This window comes from Undibacterium paludis, from assembly GCF_022568815.1.
Classification (GTDB): Bacteria; Pseudomonadota; Gammaproteobacteria; order Burkholderiales; family Burkholderiaceae_D; genus Undibacterium.
Genome location: NZ_JAKZHX010000001.1, coordinates 369,576 through 384,993 on the forward strand (window position 1 = coordinate 369,576; position 15,418 = coordinate 384,993).

The 15,418-nt window shown below is 54.0% G+C and carries 14 protein-coding genes; 6 read left to right on the top strand and 8 right to left on the bottom strand.

Going from position 1 to position 15,418, the window contains the following annotated elements:
* The first annotated feature begins 66 nt into the window (after positions 1 to 66).
* Positions 67 to 1,020, top strand: a complete 954-nt coding sequence (locus LZ463_RS01750) for a LysR family transcriptional regulator (protein ID WP_241453207.1) — start codon at positions 67 to 69, stop codon at positions 1,018 to 1,020.
* Positions 1,021 to 1,029: 9 nt separating this feature from the next.
* On the opposite strand, the gene LZ463_RS01755 is transcribed toward LZ463_RS01750, so the two are convergent.
* Positions 1,030 to 1,683 (bottom strand): DUF4272 domain-containing protein, encoded by a 654-nt coding sequence (locus tag LZ463_RS01755; RefSeq protein WP_241453209.1) that lies wholly within the window; start codon positions 1,681 to 1,683, stop codon positions 1,030 to 1,032.
* Between the two features lie 153 nt (positions 1,684 to 1,836).
* Here LZ463_RS01755 and LZ463_RS01760 point away from each other — a divergent pair, with 153 nt between their 5' ends.
* Positions 1,837 to 2,385: a GNAT family N-acetyltransferase gene (locus tag LZ463_RS01760; RefSeq protein ID WP_241453211.1), complete on the top strand. Its 549-nt coding sequence runs from the start codon at positions 1,837 to 1,839 to the stop codon at positions 2,383 to 2,385.
* Between the two features lie 259 nt (positions 2,386 to 2,644).
* On the opposite strand, the gene LZ463_RS01765 is transcribed toward LZ463_RS01760, so the two are convergent.
* From LZ463_RS01765 to LZ463_RS01795, 7 genes are all read right to left on the bottom strand, one after another.
* The gene (locus tag LZ463_RS01765; RefSeq protein WP_241453213.1) at positions 2,645 to 3,709 is read right to left on the bottom strand and encodes a branched-chain amino acid ABC transporter permease; all 1,065 of its coding nucleotides are present in this window, start codon (positions 3,707 to 3,709) and stop codon (positions 2,645 to 2,647) included.
* 15 nt (positions 3,710 to 3,724) lie between these two features.
* Complete coding sequence (locus LZ463_RS01770; protein WP_241453215.1) at positions 3,725 to 4,747, bottom strand: branched-chain amino acid ABC transporter permease; 1,023 nt, start codon at positions 4,745 to 4,747, stop codon at positions 3,725 to 3,727.
* Positions 4,748 to 4,774: 27 nt separating this feature from the next.
* Positions 4,775 to 5,521: a branched-chain amino acid ABC transporter ATP-binding protein gene (locus LZ463_RS01775; protein WP_241453217.1), complete on the bottom strand. Its 747-nt coding sequence runs from the start codon at positions 5,519 to 5,521 to the stop codon at positions 4,775 to 4,777.
* Positions 5,514 to 6,323 (bottom strand): ABC transporter ATP-binding protein, encoded by an 810-nt coding sequence (locus tag LZ463_RS01780; RefSeq protein WP_241453218.1) that lies wholly within the window; start codon positions 6,321 to 6,323, stop codon positions 5,514 to 5,516. Before LZ463_RS01780 ends, LZ463_RS01775 begins: the two co-directional genes overlap by 8 nt.
* 17 nt (positions 6,324 to 6,340) lie before the next feature.
* Positions 6,341 to 7,552 (bottom strand): substrate-binding domain-containing protein, encoded by a 1,212-nt coding sequence (locus LZ463_RS01785; RefSeq protein WP_241453221.1) that lies wholly within the window; start codon positions 7,550 to 7,552, stop codon positions 6,341 to 6,343.
* A gap of 102 nt (positions 7,553 to 7,654) precedes the next feature.
* Positions 7,655 to 8,527, bottom strand: a complete 873-nt coding sequence (locus tag LZ463_RS01790; RefSeq protein ID WP_241453223.1) for an alpha/beta fold hydrolase — start codon at positions 8,525 to 8,527, stop codon at positions 7,655 to 7,657.
* Positions 8,528 to 8,562: 35 nt separating this feature from the next.
* Positions 8,563 to 10,848 carry a TonB-dependent receptor gene (locus tag LZ463_RS01795; protein WP_241453225.1) on the bottom strand — a complete coding sequence of 762 codons (2,286 nt, stop codon included), beginning with the start codon at positions 10,846 to 10,848 and terminating at the stop codon, positions 8,563 to 8,565.
* A 259-nt stretch (positions 10,849 to 11,107) separates the two neighbouring features.
* Here LZ463_RS01795 and LZ463_RS01800 point away from each other — a divergent pair, with 259 nt between their 5' ends.
* From LZ463_RS01800 to LZ463_RS01815, 4 genes are all read left to right on the top strand, one after another.
* Entirely contained in the window at positions 11,108 to 12,025 is a 918-nt protein-coding gene (locus tag LZ463_RS01800; protein WP_241453226.1) for a LysR family transcriptional regulator, read from the top strand.
* Positions 12,026 to 12,085: 60 nt separating this feature from the next.
* Positions 12,086 to 12,664, top strand: a complete 579-nt coding sequence (locus tag LZ463_RS01805; protein WP_241453228.1) for an RNA polymerase sigma factor — start codon at positions 12,086 to 12,088, stop codon at positions 12,662 to 12,664.
* A complete protein-coding gene (locus LZ463_RS01810; RefSeq protein WP_241453230.1) occupies positions 12,661 to 13,401 on the top strand; it encodes an anti-sigma factor in 741 nt (246 codons plus the stop codon). Before LZ463_RS01805 ends, LZ463_RS01810 begins: the two co-directional genes overlap by 4 nt.
* A 610-nt stretch (positions 13,402 to 14,011) precedes the next feature.
* A complete protein-coding gene (locus LZ463_RS01815; protein ID WP_241453232.1) occupies positions 14,012 to 15,349 on the top strand; it encodes a DUF4214 domain-containing protein in 1,338 nt (445 codons plus the stop codon).
* Positions 15,350 to 15,418: the final 69 nt, after the last annotated feature.

A 15,418-nucleotide genomic window follows, 5' to 3' on the forward strand; every position in this document is an offset into this window, starting at 1 on the left:
ATACAGAAGCCCATAAAATGGATATCATTGTTCCAAATTTGGAAAAATAAAACCAAGAAAGTTATCATGAGCATGGAAGCCAATGACTTGTTGCTATTTGCCCGTGTGGTGGAAGAAGGCAGCTTCAGCAAGGCGGCTGAACGCCTGGGCGTACCCAAGTCCACGCTGTCGCGCCGCATCTCTGCCCTGGAGGCCGAGCTCGGTGAGCGTCTGATCTTGCGTACGACGCGCAAGCTGAGCGTGACTGACCTGGGCCAGAATGTCTTGCTGCATGCCCAGCATGTGCAGGAAGAAGTCAATGCCGCCCTGGCCCTGACCCAGCACCGACAGGCAGAGCCGAATGGCCGTCTCAAGGTATCGATGCCGGCTGACTTTGCCAATCATGAAATGGCAGAGTTGCTGGCCAACTTCATCGCCCGCTACCCGGCGGTCAACCTGGAGCTCGACCTGTCGCCGAGACGGGTGGACTTGATAGGGGAAAATTTTGATGTCGCCATCCGCGTCGGTGATTTGCCCGACGATGCCTCGCTGGCTGCCCGCCGGCTGGTACGCTTCACCATAGGTCTGTATGCCTCACCTGCCTATCTGCAAAGCCACGGCCTGCCTGCTGAACCAGAAGCACTGATGGACCATGACTGCCTGCGCCTGCTGGCGCGCAACGGTGAAGCCTCACTGTGGCGCCTGCAAAAAGACGAGGCGGTGTGGGAAGGCATACCGCCGGGCAGGGCCAGTGCCAATTCACCGGAAATGCTGACCAGGCTGGCCGTGCACGGGCGTGGCATCATCATGCTGTCAGATCATTTTGCCGACCACCATGTCGCCAGCGGCGAATTGCTGCCGATACTGGAAGACTGGAAAATACCAGACATTGATGTCTGGGCAGTGTTCCCCGGCCGTCGCCTGATGCCGGCGCGCACCCGGGCCTTCCTCGACGCCTTGCAGGCTGAATTCAATCAATCACGCTGTGAAACGATCAAGGACCGGATCAATGCGACCAAAGCGGGAATGCTGAAGAAATAAAACAGGTTCTTACGACCCGGTCTCTGTACTGACCTTGTCCCAGTCATCTTCCTCTTCATACTGGCAGATCCAATTGACCGCCTGATGCCATTCACGCACAGCCACTGCATACAGGTTGCCAGGTGCTTCACGTGCGGTCAGGTGAGCATGGCGCACCGCCCAGTGCAGGCGATACAGGAGGTCAGACCAGTCCAGCAGTTCTGACTTGCGGCGCATTTTCAGGGCCGCCTGCAGGCGTTGCGGTGGCTCCATACCCTGCGGGAAGAGTTTCAGGCCCTGCTTCAGATTGGCCGCCTGGGTGGGCACCGCCAGCTTGTCCAGCAAGCCTGCAGCCCAGCACAGGAAATACAGGGACTCGGTGCGGTCTGTAAATGGCTGGCGCATCTCATCGCTGACTTCATCCGCATACAAAAACAGATGCTCCTGTGCAGACAGACAGGCTGTCAGCCCATGCGCATCGAGATAGGCACGATAATGTGCTGCATCGCCACCGGCGGCCACAGTGCTGACAGTCCACAGGGCCAGTAGGCGCTGCAATAATTGTTCAGGTGTTCGTAACACCACTTCGTCATCTGATTCAATCACATGCAATTGCACATTGATGCGTATGCCACGCTTGTGCAATATCAATTCCGATGCTTCCTTGCGCTGCTCTGGGCTCATTATTCTATTCAATCTTGTTAATCAAACTACGCGAGACTGCTCTTTCCTGTCGAGCAGATGGATTATCCCAGATTTCCCGGTCAGCAGGCGAATGAAGACACCAGGTAAGGTGTGGCATTAAAATGTCTGTCTGCTGGCTATAGTTAATTTTTTATGTCCGAACCTGTACCTTTCCCTTCACTCGAAACTGCAAGCTATCGACTGCGCCGCATCGTCGCTGCCGATATGCCCGCCATTTTTTCCGGTCTGTCCGACCCGCGTGTCACTGAGTACTACGGCATCAGTTATGACACGCTGGAATCGACCCAGGCACAAATGGATTATTACGAACTGGTCTGGCAAACCGGCATAGGCATATGGTGGGGCATATGCAGCAAAGAGAATCCGGACCAGCTGATAGGTAGTTGCGGCCTGCATGAATGGGAACAGGAACATCATTGCGCCGAAACCGGTTTCTGGATTTCCCCAGAATATTGGGGCAAAGCCGTCATGCGCGAATGCCTGGCTGTCATGTTTGCCCATTGCTTCGGTCACCTGGGCCTGCACCGGCTGCAAGCCATGGTAGAGCCAGAAAATATTCCCAGTTGGCGTCTGCTGGAAAAAATGGGCTTCCGGCTCGAAGGCGTATTACGCGAATGCGAATACAAGCATGGCCGTTATGTCGACCTTAAGTGTTATTCCATGCTGGCGACAGAATTTTGACTTTGCAAGAACGGCAGGCCACCAAGGCACGGGGAGTGAACATTGATGGCCCGCCGGTTTGCAAAAACGATCAGTGGACTATCACAGTGGAATCGAGAGTGAAAAACATGTGCACGGCGCATCAGGGCAAGGCAAGGTGTTGACAAATAAACACAGCGATAGCGGGACTATCGCGAGTATTTGCAACGCAGCCATGATCGTCGCGCACATGGCAGGCGCTCCGATTTTCACTGTGACAGTCCACCAGGATGTGAAGCCGCTAAGACTTCCCTCTCAAGCGCCCGACTATCCCCGTCGGGAAAAAATAAATCGACACCACAAATAATACCCCCAGCCACAGCATCCATCTGTCTTCGTGAAAAGCATTGGCCAGCAGGGGGATGCCAGACAATGAAGATGACGTTGCCGCCATCAGGGTCTTCAGGTAATTCTGCGCCAGCACAAACAGGGTTGCGCCAACAACAGCGCCATACATGGTTCCCATGCCGCCTATCACGACGATCAGCAAAATATCGGTCATGACTTCAAAACTCAACATGGTCTTGGGCCCGACATAGCGCAACCACAGGGCCATCAGGGCGCCAGCCAAAGCAGCCACCAGGGCAGCGATACAGTTTGCCAATATGCGGTAATGCACAGTGCGGTAACCCAGCGCTTCTGCACGAAAATCATTTTCACGGATGGCCTGCAAGACCCGGCCAAATGGAGAATTGACTACACGCAGCATGAACAGGAATAACAGCACACTTCCTGCAAAAACCAGGTAGTAAGTGATGATCTTGCCATCAACTACACGACCAAAAATCTCTGATTCAAACAGGCGGTAAGCTGGTGAAAGCAGAGCCGGCACACTGAAAGTCTTGCCATCTTCACCGCCGGTCAGGTCAGACATCTGCGAAGCCAGTACGGCAAAAGAAGATGCCACGGCCAGAGTGATCATGGCGTAAAAGATGGCGCGGACACGCAGGGCAAACAGGCCGACAACCAGGGCCAGCACCAACGTCAGTAACAGCGCGAGCAACAAGCCGGTGATCGCCACCCACCAGGATGGCGAGGCGCTGGCCAGTGACAAACCTATGCCATAGGCGCCTATGCCGAAGAACATGGTATGGGCAAATGAAACGATGCCGGTATAGCCAAGCAATAAATCATAGGAGGCGACCAGCACCACATAGACGCAGATGGTCGCCGCCGTATTCAGGGGGCGTGCGCCACTGGTGATGAAGGGTGCACCCGCCAGTCCAAGAAGAATCACCATCAGCATCAGCGCCAGCCAGCGGTTGCGTGGCAGGTCGTCTGATAATATCTGTTTCAGTAAGCTCATGATTGACTTGTCCTATCAGCGTCTGACTACGGTGTACAAACCTGTCGGCCGCCACAGCAATACGGCTATCATCAGCAGGATATTTGACACCAGGGCCAGCTTGGGCGCCAGGAAACCGGCATAGTTGGCCACCAGGGCCATCAGCAGGGCGCCGATAAAGCAGCCGCCGACAGAGCCAAGACCGCCAATGATGATGACGATAAACACCATCACCATGATGTCGCCACCCATGGCGGCAGTCAGGCTTTCCTTGTACAAACCCCACATGACACCACCCAGTCCAGCCAGGGCGGAACCGGCAGCAAATACCATGATGAACAGGCGGCGTATGCGATAGCCCAGGGCTTCCACCATTTCACCGTTTTCCACACCGGCGCGTATCAGCAAACCAATTTTTGTACGGTTCAGGATAAGGAACATGGCGACGAATACCAGCATCCCGACGACAACTGCAATCAGGCGGTATTTTTCTATGGCAGCGTCGCCCAGCAGGATAGAGCCACGCAGACTGGTCGGCAGCGGCAGCGGTATCTGTTCTGCCCCCCAGATCACGTTGATCATTTGTTCTGCGACGATCATGCCGCCCATGGTGATCAGGATTTGCTTCAGGTGCTGACCATATACCGGCATGATAATAAGGCGCTCAAAAGCCCAGCCCAGCAGGCCGGTTGCCAGCATGGCCAGGGCAACGGCCAAGCCAAGTACCGCCAGGTTCATCAGTAGAGAGTCAGCTTCCAGCCAGCCATGCATGGGCAGCAACACCAGGGTAGCGACGAAAGCACCGACAGAGACAAAAGCACCATGACCGAAATTGAGTACATCCATCAAGCCAAAGATCAGGGTCAGACCGCTGGCCATGATAAAAATCATCATGCCCATGGCCAGGCCAGCCACCGTCAGGGTAATCCAGGTTGGGAAGCTGCCGACAAGGGGCAGCATGAGCAAGGCCAGCACAGGCACCAGCAGCAAGGGCAGGATGTCGCGTGGCAATGCTGGCAAGGCCGTGTCGGCAGTTTTTACTAGTGTGATTTCAGTCATGGATATCCTCTTGCACTCATCCCTGCATCATTGATGCGCTGCCAGCGACAGGCCCAGCAATTGCTGTTGCAGGTCCTGATCATCAGCCAAGGCGCGCATGCTGCCGCCGTGGACGACACGGCCATCATCCATCACGGCAACGCTGTCACCCAGATTACGTACGAAATTGAAATTCTGCTCCACCAGCAGGATAGTGGTATCACTGGCCTTGAGTTCATTGAAGGCCGCCATCAGGCTGACGATGATGGCAGGCGCCAGCCCTTTGGTGGGTTCATCAACCAGTATCAGTTTGCGCGGTTCAACTATCGCACGGGCGATTGCCACCATCTGCTTCTGGCCGCCTGATAAATTACCAGCGGGGTAATTCCAGAATTTTTTCAGGGCAGGAAAAAAACTGCATATCCATTCCACCCTGTTCATATCAAGCGGGCCGCTGCGGGCCGCCAGCAAAAGGTTTTCTTTCACCGTCAGGTCAGAAAATATGGCCATGCTCTCAGGCACATAGGCAATGCCGAGTTGCGCGATATCGGGTGTCGCCATTTTGGTGATGTCGTGGCCGTCAAACTGTATCTGTCCCTGGCTGGCTTTCCACAAGCCCATGATGGTACGCAGGGTCGTCGTCTTACCGGCACCGTTACGTCCCAGCAGCACAGACAGGCCGCCACGCGGAACGACCAGATCAACGCCTTGCAGGATGTGGTATTCCCCTATATGGGTGTGCACGCCGGACAGGCTCAGCAGGGCTGACGCAGTTCTGGAAGCTGTATCAGGCATATCGCGCTCCTGCATTTTTTTCTGCATTCTTGTCTGCGGTCGTATCCTGTGGCACACCCAGATAGGCTTCCTGCACAATGGCAGAAGCCATGACTTCAACCGGGTCACCATCAGCCACCAGGGTGCCGTTATGCAGGACAATGATACGGTCCGCCAGTGAACGCACCACGTCCATCTTGTGTTCAACCAGCAGGATGGTTTTCTTGCCTTCTGCCTTGACCTGGTGGATCAGGTCCAGCACGACAGGCACTTCATCGACACTCATGCCTGCGGTCGGTTCGTCAAACATCAGGATGTCAGGTTCAAGCGCCAGCAGTATGGCAACTTCGAGCTTGCGCTTGTCACCATGTGACAGCGAAGCGACCTTGTCCATTTTTCTATCAATCAGTGCGACTTTTTCCAGGTAATGCCCTGCCCTATCCAGCAGTTCTGCATGTGAAGACCAGAGTGAGAAGATATTCAGGCCAAGTCCGGCCTTGCTCTGCACCGCCAGGCGCACATTTTCCATCACACTTAAATGCGGGAAAAGATTGGTCAACTGAAAAGCCCGGCCTATACCCTTGCGGGTACGGGCCGCCGCCCCCAGGGAAGTCACGTCCTTGCCAAACAGGTGTACGCTGCCTGATGTCGCGGGCAGTTGCCCTGACATCAGGTTGAAGTAAGTCGTTTTTCCCGCACCGTTTGGCCCAACAATGACAGTCAGCGTGCCCGGATAAAAATCAGCCGTCACCTGGTTGACGGCCACATGGCCGCCAAAGCGTATGCTGAGTTCACACGTAGATAAGGACGGGACACTACCCATTTGCCGGTCCGCCATCATCAGCGCTTGTTCTTGACCGGCAATGGCAACTCGGCAGCAGGAATTTCCCTGACCAGTTCCAGCAAATCCCACTCATTCTTCTGGTCTTTCTTGATACGGAAATGGTACATGGCCTGCATAGCCTGGTGGTCTTCCTTGCGGAAGCTCATCTTGCCTTTTGGTGTGTCAAATTCCATGCCTTCCATGGTAGCGATCAGCTTTTCCGTATCGCTGGACTTGGCCTTGTTGAGTGCAGTGAAAACCGCGCTGGCTGCGGAAAAACCACCAGCCGTAAAGAAATCAGGCGGCGCCTTGAAACGCTTGGTGTGCTCAGCCACCAGCCATTCATTCATCTTGTTTTTCGGAAAGTCGTAATAGTAGTAAATCGTGCCCTGGGTACCGACATAGGTTTTCCAGTTCTTCATCACCGGCAGGATATTGCCGCCCGGTGCCAGGGTGATGCCAAAACGCTCCGGCTTCATGTCTGCCAGCTTGTTCATGGGATTGGGACCAGCCCAGATGATTTGCAGTACGCGCGGCTCGGGCTTGTCTTTGAGCACATCAAAAATGCGCTGGGCCGCCGCAGTAAAGTCTGTCGTGTTTTGCGCCGCATATTCTTCATGAACGATCTTGGCCTTGGCGCCTACAGTCGCCAGGGCTTCCTTGGCGGCTTTTACACCGTCGCGGCCAAAGGCATAATCCTGCGCCAGGAAGGCGATACTGCCGCCCGCCTTGATGGTGCTGGCAGCGGCCAGGCCATCCTGCATGGAATTGCGGCTGGTACGAAAAATATAGCGGTTCCATTTCTCGCCGGTGATGGCGTCGGCCACGGCAGGTTCGACGACCAGTACCTTCTTGTATTCTTCTGCCACCGGCAACATGGCGATGGCAGAACCGGAAGAACTGGTGCCAACCGCGATATCCACCTTATCGTCGCCATAGGCCTCGGCCAGCATGGTGCGGCCCAGGTCTGGCTTGCTCTGGTCGTCCTTGACGATGACCTTGATCTTGCGACCATTGATTTCCATTTTGCCGCCTGTCAGGTATTCCAGACCCATCATGAAGCCGGTTTCTGTCTCTTTGGCATAGGCTTCCAGCGCACCGGTCTTGCCGGCGATCAGGGCAATTTTCAGGTCTTGCGCCAGGCTGCTGGCCGACGCAAAAACAGTGCCGAGCGCCAGGGTGATCAAGCTGAGTTGATGGCATATGCTGCTTTGTATCTTGCTTTGCATTGTGTCTCCTGCATATTGTTTGGTGTTCACTGGCTTCATTGAACAGATCGGCGGTCGGCGGCTTCTTGTTCTTCACGACTCTGCGTAAGCATACTGCACTTCTCAATCAACGGTGGCTAAAAATTCGCGAATGGCTGATTGCGCCTGCGCTTCCATCAGCATGGGCGCATGTCCCACCCCTGGCACTTCAGCATATTGCATCTCCGGTGCGACGGAGCGCATATAAGCGACCTGTTCGGGTTCTATCAGGTCAGACAGATCGCCACGTATCAGCAGAGTGGGACGCTGGCGGGCAAGCCGTCTGAAGGCGAAATTGGCAGTCCATGATTTCGACTTCAGCTTGCCGTTTTGCAGGGGCAAGGCAATATGCGGATCGTATTGCAGCTCCAGCTTGCCATCGGCATCTTCAACAAAAGCGCGCCTGGCCCATTTGGTCCATTCTTCCATACTGTTATCGGGGAAGGCGGTCAGGTTGATGCTGCGTATATATTGCGTTGCCCCATCCCAGTTGGCCACATCTGCCCCCTTGCCGGCATAGCTGGCAATACGCGCCAGGCCTTTGGCTGAAATCACCGGGCCGACGTCATTGAGTATGGCTGCTGCAATCAGCCCGGGCTTGCGCAAAGCCAGTGTCATGGTGATGATGCCGCCCATGGACGTACCGATGAACACCGCCCTGGCGATGCCCAGGTCTTGCGCCAGCTTGATGACATCATTGGCATATACCGCCGGGTTGTAATGTTCAGGGTCCGTATCATGCTGGGAACGGCCACGCCCCCTGACATCAACAGCAATCACGCGCCTGCCCTGCGCCGCTATCCACGGCGCCAGCTCTTCAAAGTCAGAAGAATTGCGGGTCAGGCCGTGGATGCAGATAACCGCACATTTTGCGCGGCCACCCCATGACGCATAATCACGTGCATACAGGCGCAAGCCATCGGTGCTGGTGAAACTGATGTCTGAATAGCTAGTCACTAAATGCTCCTCTCGCCAGGTATCTTCAGCACAGTTCAGAAACGGTATTCCACCGTTGCTGAAACGGTCCTTGGATTGCCATAGAAAGCGGTCGTGCTGCCTTCCAAACCCAGCGTGGGGAACAAATAACCAGCGACCTTGTACTTGGTATTGCCGAGGTTTTTGCCATGCAGACCGGCGCGCAGGCGCTTGTCCGTGCTGGTCCAGACCAGGCTGGCATCCCACAGGGAATAAGCATCCTGGTCCAGCAGTGCATTCGGTGTTTCAAACTGGTTAGTGGCGCCACGGTAAGAATAGCTGCCTATCAGCGACAGCGTGCCATTCTTGCTGGCGAAAGCCATGGGCCAGTCGTAAGTCGCTGTCAGGTTGGCAGATTGTTTGGGAGTATTCTGGAACACTTTCTGGCTGGCCACATCCACACCGGCAACGATGAACTGGGTGTACTTGGCGTCGATATAGCTGAACATGCCTGACAGGCGGAAAGCATCGGTGATACGTGCGGTCGCTTCGAGTTCAAAACCGCGTATGCGGGCCTTGCCTGCATTTGTCGTCACACCGGCGAAGTTATCGTCCTTGCCGTCACCATCGGTGTCGACTGCGACCGAACCAGGTATCTGTACATTTTTATAGTTACTGAAGAACAGTGCGGCATTGGTCATGATGCGACCTTTGTCAAACTGTGACTTCAGACCCAGTTCCAGCGTCTCGATTTCTTCCGGCTCATACCCAGACTTGGCCTTGGCCAGGCTGATCTTGGTGCCGACGACATTCAGGCGCGGATCAAAGCCACCGCCTTTGAAACCCTGCGACCAGGATGCATAGACATTGTTGTCAGCATTGGCTTTCCAGTTAAGTGACAGGCGCGGTGTGAATTTGGTATCGGTGCGATCAAGGTCTGCCTTACTCAGGTTCGTATCAGTACGGAACAGCACAGCGCCAGGGTTGCCCAGTTCAGGTGAACCCTTGGTACCAAGATACAACTGGCGCAGCACGGCCGCCTGGCGGGTATCGGAAGTATAACGACCACCGGCAGACACACTGACCGTATCAGACAGGTTCATGCTGCCATCGGCAAATATGGCCCAGGCCTTGGTGTCAACGTCACCCATGGTATACACGGACAGTGGCAATGCACCGTTGAGCAGGGTGTCGAATTTGTTATAGGCGTTGGCATCGATATAGTAGACGCCGGCTACACCCTGTATGGTCTTGCCGTTATAGCTGAGTTGCAGTTCCTGACTGAACTGACGGTTTTTATAGACGGCAGGTGCTTCCAGGTCAACCACCGGCAGCGAGTCAAAATCGATAGGCGCATATGATGTGTCACGGCGGCTGGCAGTAATCGATTTCAGGGTCAGTTCATTATTGATCTGCCATTCCACCAGGGCAGAGCCGCCGCTTTGTTTGACCTGCTGCAGATGTCCCAGGGCCGTAGTCAGGTTGGCGCGGGTATCAAAGACATTGTCGAGTATCGGCGCCTTGCTGGCATTACCTACGGTCAGGCGATAGCCGTTTTTGGGGCTGGAGTCATCCTGGGTGGTATCAGCTGAGAGACGGATGAACAGATTGGAATTCGGTGTAAATTCTGCACTGAGGCGGGCGGCAGCAACATCCTTGTCATAGTTGTCGCCACCTGTCACCAGGTTCTTGCCGAAGCCGTTACGTTTGAACTTGGCCAGGGTGGCGCCTATCCTGAAGGTATCGGATACCGGTGTGCTGGCAGTCAGCACTGCATCTGTCTGGCCATAAGTACCCACTGTGGCTTTGAGGCGTACATCGGTCTCCGGGGCCAGTTTGCGTGTCACATATTTGACGGCACCGCCTATGGTGTTGCGGCCATACAGGGTACCTTGCGGGCCACGCAGGACTTCTATGCGCTCGACATCATAGATGTCGGCCACCGCCCCCTGCGGGCGAGCAATATACACGTCGTCGAGATAAATACCGACACCCGCCTCAAAACCGGCCAGCGGGTCTTGCTGACCAACGCCGCGTATAAACGCAGTCAGTGTGGAATTGGTCGCGCGCGATGCCTTCATCGTGGTATTGGGCAGGGTCTGCACCAGGCCCACAATGTCAGGAACCGCGGTTTTGGAGAGTTGATCCGCAGAGAAAGCTGTTACCGATACCGGCACGTCCTGCAGGGATTCTTCACGGCGACGCGCCGTCACGACTACGGTGGCAGGCTCTGCTGCCTTGGCCGCTTCTGCATTATTTGTCGTACTGGCGGTTTGTGCATGACTGATGCCACTACCGGACAAGGCAATCAATGCCGCAGCCGACCGACGTAAGAATCTCTGCTTTCTCTTGCTCTGGTTCATCACTGTCTCCTGTATTTTTTTATCTGCGCCTGATACGTGGTGTATGTCGCATGACAGGAAGTGTGCCTTTAAAAAAAATCCTGAGAAAGTTCATTGCTGCCAACCCTTTGTGCATTAATGCACATGTGAATGAAAAACCTGGATTTAGCGGCATAAATTACTGCACAGAAATACAACAAAACCCGAAAAATGCTCGAATTTAGTGCGCAAGCAAGCCAGAAGATTGCCGCCCTATGTGCTTTGGTGCACAATTGGTCGTATGAATAACATGCCCGAATGGACTGACCTGCGTTACTTTCTGGAGCTTGCCCGCCTTGGTACGCTATCCGGTGCTTCGCGTCGTCTGGGCGTGGAACACACCACCGTCGCGCGCCGCATAGACAGGCTGGAAACCCAGTTGGGGTCCACCCTGTTCGACCGCAGCCGCGAAGGTTATGAGCTGACCGAGATGGGTCACGCCCTGCTACCACATGCCGAGTCCATGGAAAGCGCCGCCCTGACAGCCACTGAACAATTGGGCGCAGCCGGTGTATCAGCCCATGGCGTCGTACGTCTGGGTGTGCCGGAAATGTTTGGCACCCTGGTGATTGCCCCCTTGCTGGTCAGTCTGTTGAAAGATCATCCCGACCTCAGCGTCGACTTGCTGGTACAGCCACGCTTTGCCAACCTGGCCAACCGCGAAGCCGACCTTGGCGTCACACTGGACCCGCCCAATACCGGGCGCTATGTATTTACCAGGTTGGCGACCTTCCGCCTGAATCTGTACGCTTCGCCGTCTTATCTGGACAGCCATCCCCCGATACGCAGTGAAGCCGACCTGGCCCAACATGATTTTGTCGACTATGTACAAGACCGCCTGGCCAGCAGTGAATTGAATTTTCTTGACCGCCTGGGCTTTGCCCCGCGCCGTCGCCTGTGCTGTACCGGCATGATGGCGCAATGCGAAGCTGCGGCAGCAGGTATGGGCCTGATCATGGCACCGCCCTATGCCATCCCCGCCAGCGGCACTCTGGTTCCTGTCTTGAAAGACAGTTTCTTTACTGAACGCTCTTACTGGCTGGCAGCGCCCAGTGATTTGTACCGTCTGCAAAGGGTGCGCGTGGTATGGAATCTGTTGCGTGAATATGCAGAACAGAACCCGGCCCTGTTTGTCCATACAGATAACCATGCTGGCTGATTTGAAAATCGACTAAAATCTGCGCATCAGCCCATCTTTCTTATCAGACTGGATACACCATTGCCTATCGCCCCAGATAATAGCCAGCTACAGCAATGGCTGGCCGCCGTCGCCCGCAAAGATGCACAGGCATTCAAATGCCTGTATGACGCCACATCAGCGAAACTGTTTGGCTTTGCGCTGCGTATATTAATCAAGCACGAACTGGCTGAAGAAGTCTTGCAGGAAAGTTTTGTCAACATCTGGAACAATGCCGCCAGTTACCAGAGTGGCCTTGCTGCACCCATGACATGGATGACAACAATAGTACGCAATCGCGCTTTCGATCTCTTGCGTCGCCTTGATCATGATGTGGAAATCGATGCAGACAATTTTGATATGGGAATCATGCAAGCCATGGAAAGCAGCGAACCAACACCAGCACAATCACTGGAGCTGACACAGGATGCCAGGGCGCTGGCATCCTGCATGTCACGTCTGGAAGGTTTGCACAGGCAGGCGATGGCAATGGCTTTTTTCCATGACCTGTCACATAGTGAAGTGGCTGAACAGATGAAATTACCTATCGGCACCGTCAAGACCTGGATCAGGCGCGGGCTGGACAAACTGCGTACCTGCCTCACACGGCTGGAGGCATGATGAATTTACACCAGATAAAAAACAACCCCGCCCTCCAGGAAAAACTGGCATCTGAATACGTACTCGGCACCCTGCGTGGCGGCGCACGCCGCCGCTTTGAACAATGGCTGAAGCAGGACGCCGCCTTGCGCATGGTCGTCGGCAAATGGGAAGGGCATCTGCTGCCCATGGCCGAATTGACACCGGCGGTGACAGCACCAGCCTCTGTCTGGCCAGCACTGGAAAAACGCCTGAACCTGCATATTGCCAAAGATCCATGGGCCTACTGGCGCAACTGGGGCAAACTGCGTGAAGACCTGGCCTTCTGGCGTGGCCTGGGCATGTTTTCGACTACGGTAGCCGTGTTGCTGATTTCTGTCCTGCTCAGCAAGCAGGCAGAGCAACAGCAGGCGACTCCACAAACCAATTTTGTCGCCACTTTATCGGATGACAAAGCACAGGCTATCGCAGTCATTACCGGCGACAGCAAACGCGGCCAGTTACAGATACGCATGGTGACAGCGCAAAACATCGCCGCCGACAAGAGTCTGGAACTGTGGGCAGTGGGCAAGGATGGCAAAGTCAAATCCCTGGGTCTGGTGGCCGACAAGGGCATCATCACCCTGCCCATGCCTAAGGACATGACTGCAGACAGCGTGCCTTTGCTGGCAGTGACGCTGGAACCCAAAGGTGGTTCGGGCAATCCGGAAAAACCTTCTGGCCCGATTGTATTCAAGGGTAATTGGGTGCAGATTTAATATCCCCTTCACCTGATCCCCCGTTGCAACAGAAATGAATGACATGCCCCGACAGGCATGTCACTCTTCATTGCCATAATTCACTCACTATGTCCCGGTTTTAAAGGCAGTTGCGAAATTTAGACGGCTCGGAGCCCCTGACCAGGCGACGCCGGCGCAGGCAGTACTTTAGTATCGGGTTTTACGTTCGGGATGTACAACAACACCAGGTTAATTTCGCAATAGCCTCTCGGTCATTGCTGCAGACTGGCCATTGAGCCCGTGAATATCCTCATCCACATTTTTTAAACAAGATGTAGCGTCCGCTGTGCTCACAGATCAGGATACTTATCCGGCTTCCCACCACTTTGTGATGGGCTGCCGAAATACATCGGTGTATTTAAAATACCTTTGCACATCAATACAAAATTCTTTCCGTTTTGCTATTGACACTAAATATCAAGATTAAATTTCACTCTATTTAGTTTCTTTTTTATTATCATTAAATTTTGTGACGAATATCACAAAATTTAATGACGCCAACTGTTAGTATCCGGCCAGAGTTTGGAAGCAAGATGGCAGTGCTTCCGTTACAAATCTTCTCATTTCACGCTTTTTAGTGGAAAAATTCATGACCAATACAGCCTCAGATATACAAAAAATATACATCGCTTACTTCGGCCGGCCGGCAGACCCTGTAGGCCTCGACTACTGGATGAAGCAGCATCTTTCACTGACGCAGATCGCTGACACCTTTGCACAACAAATTGAATACAAAAGAAATTTTGACGGTCAAAATACAGAAAGCACACTCAATCTTATCTATAAAAACCTGTTCTCACATGATGCCGATGATGCAGGCCTGGCATATTGGAGCGGGCAGATTAATAAAGGCTTATTCAGCATAGGTCAGGCTGCCCTGGCGATTGCCAATGGCGCTATCGGTACTGATGCCGTCACGCTGGCTAGCAAAGCCAGTATGGCAGCATCATTTACCGCTGAGCTGACGGGAGTTGACCTACAGCTTGCTTACTATATCACCACAGCAAGTGGCTACAATGTTGGCAAAGAATGGCTGAGCCTGGTGAGCACCCCTGAGACAGCCAGCTTATTGAGCGGATATACGCACTCCGTCGTCACTGATATAGCCAATGTCCCTGGGGGTTACGGACGTGACCTGATTAATGCCCTTAACCTGGACTTTGCCCAAGGTTCACATTTTGCCAAAGGCGATGTGAACCTGATTGGTGGAGCGGGAGATGATGTCTTTCACATAAGCGACGCACAGTATGCGATGGGCACTACGATTGATGGCCGTGCTGGTGTCGATACACTGGATCTGGGCGTATTGACTGGCAGCAGAAATCTCAACAGGGTCAGCAATATTGAAACCATTGTGGTCAGCGGCGGCAGCGCCGACTTTTTTGTCAATGCGGATGGTGCCGGAATCACACTCAATTTCACCAAAGATGTCAACCTCAGAGTTCTTCAACTTGGTAGTGGCGGACAAACTCTGAATCTGCTTGGCACAGGTAGCGGCTATGTCAACATCGTCGGCAGCACGTCTGCGGATACCATCAAACTGTCTGCCGTTGGGGCAGGTGTAGACAGAATCAAGGCCAGCGGTTCCTTGTTTGGCGATGGCACCCCGGACACCATCTTCAACTTCAAGGCTGCCGGGGCAGATGTGTTCTTGACAGGTATACAGGCCACCAGCCTGAACAAGATCACCATCTCTGCAGCTGATACCGCACAGTTAGCCAGCCTCATCAGCGATGCTGCCGCCAGTGCCGGTATTCCCTTGAATGCTGCCAGCCAGGCTCTTTATATCACCGTTCAATCAGGAACGGCCGCCGGCACCTATGCTTTTGAAAACATAGGCAGCAAACTCAATGCCGTCGATGCTGGAGATTTCATCGTCAAATTGATTGCCAATGGGTCTATTAATGTTACTGATTTTATAGGGTAATACTGTATTCGAAATAGCCTGGGCAAGCGTAAAAAACGGGACCAATAGTCCCGTTTTTTCTGATACAGC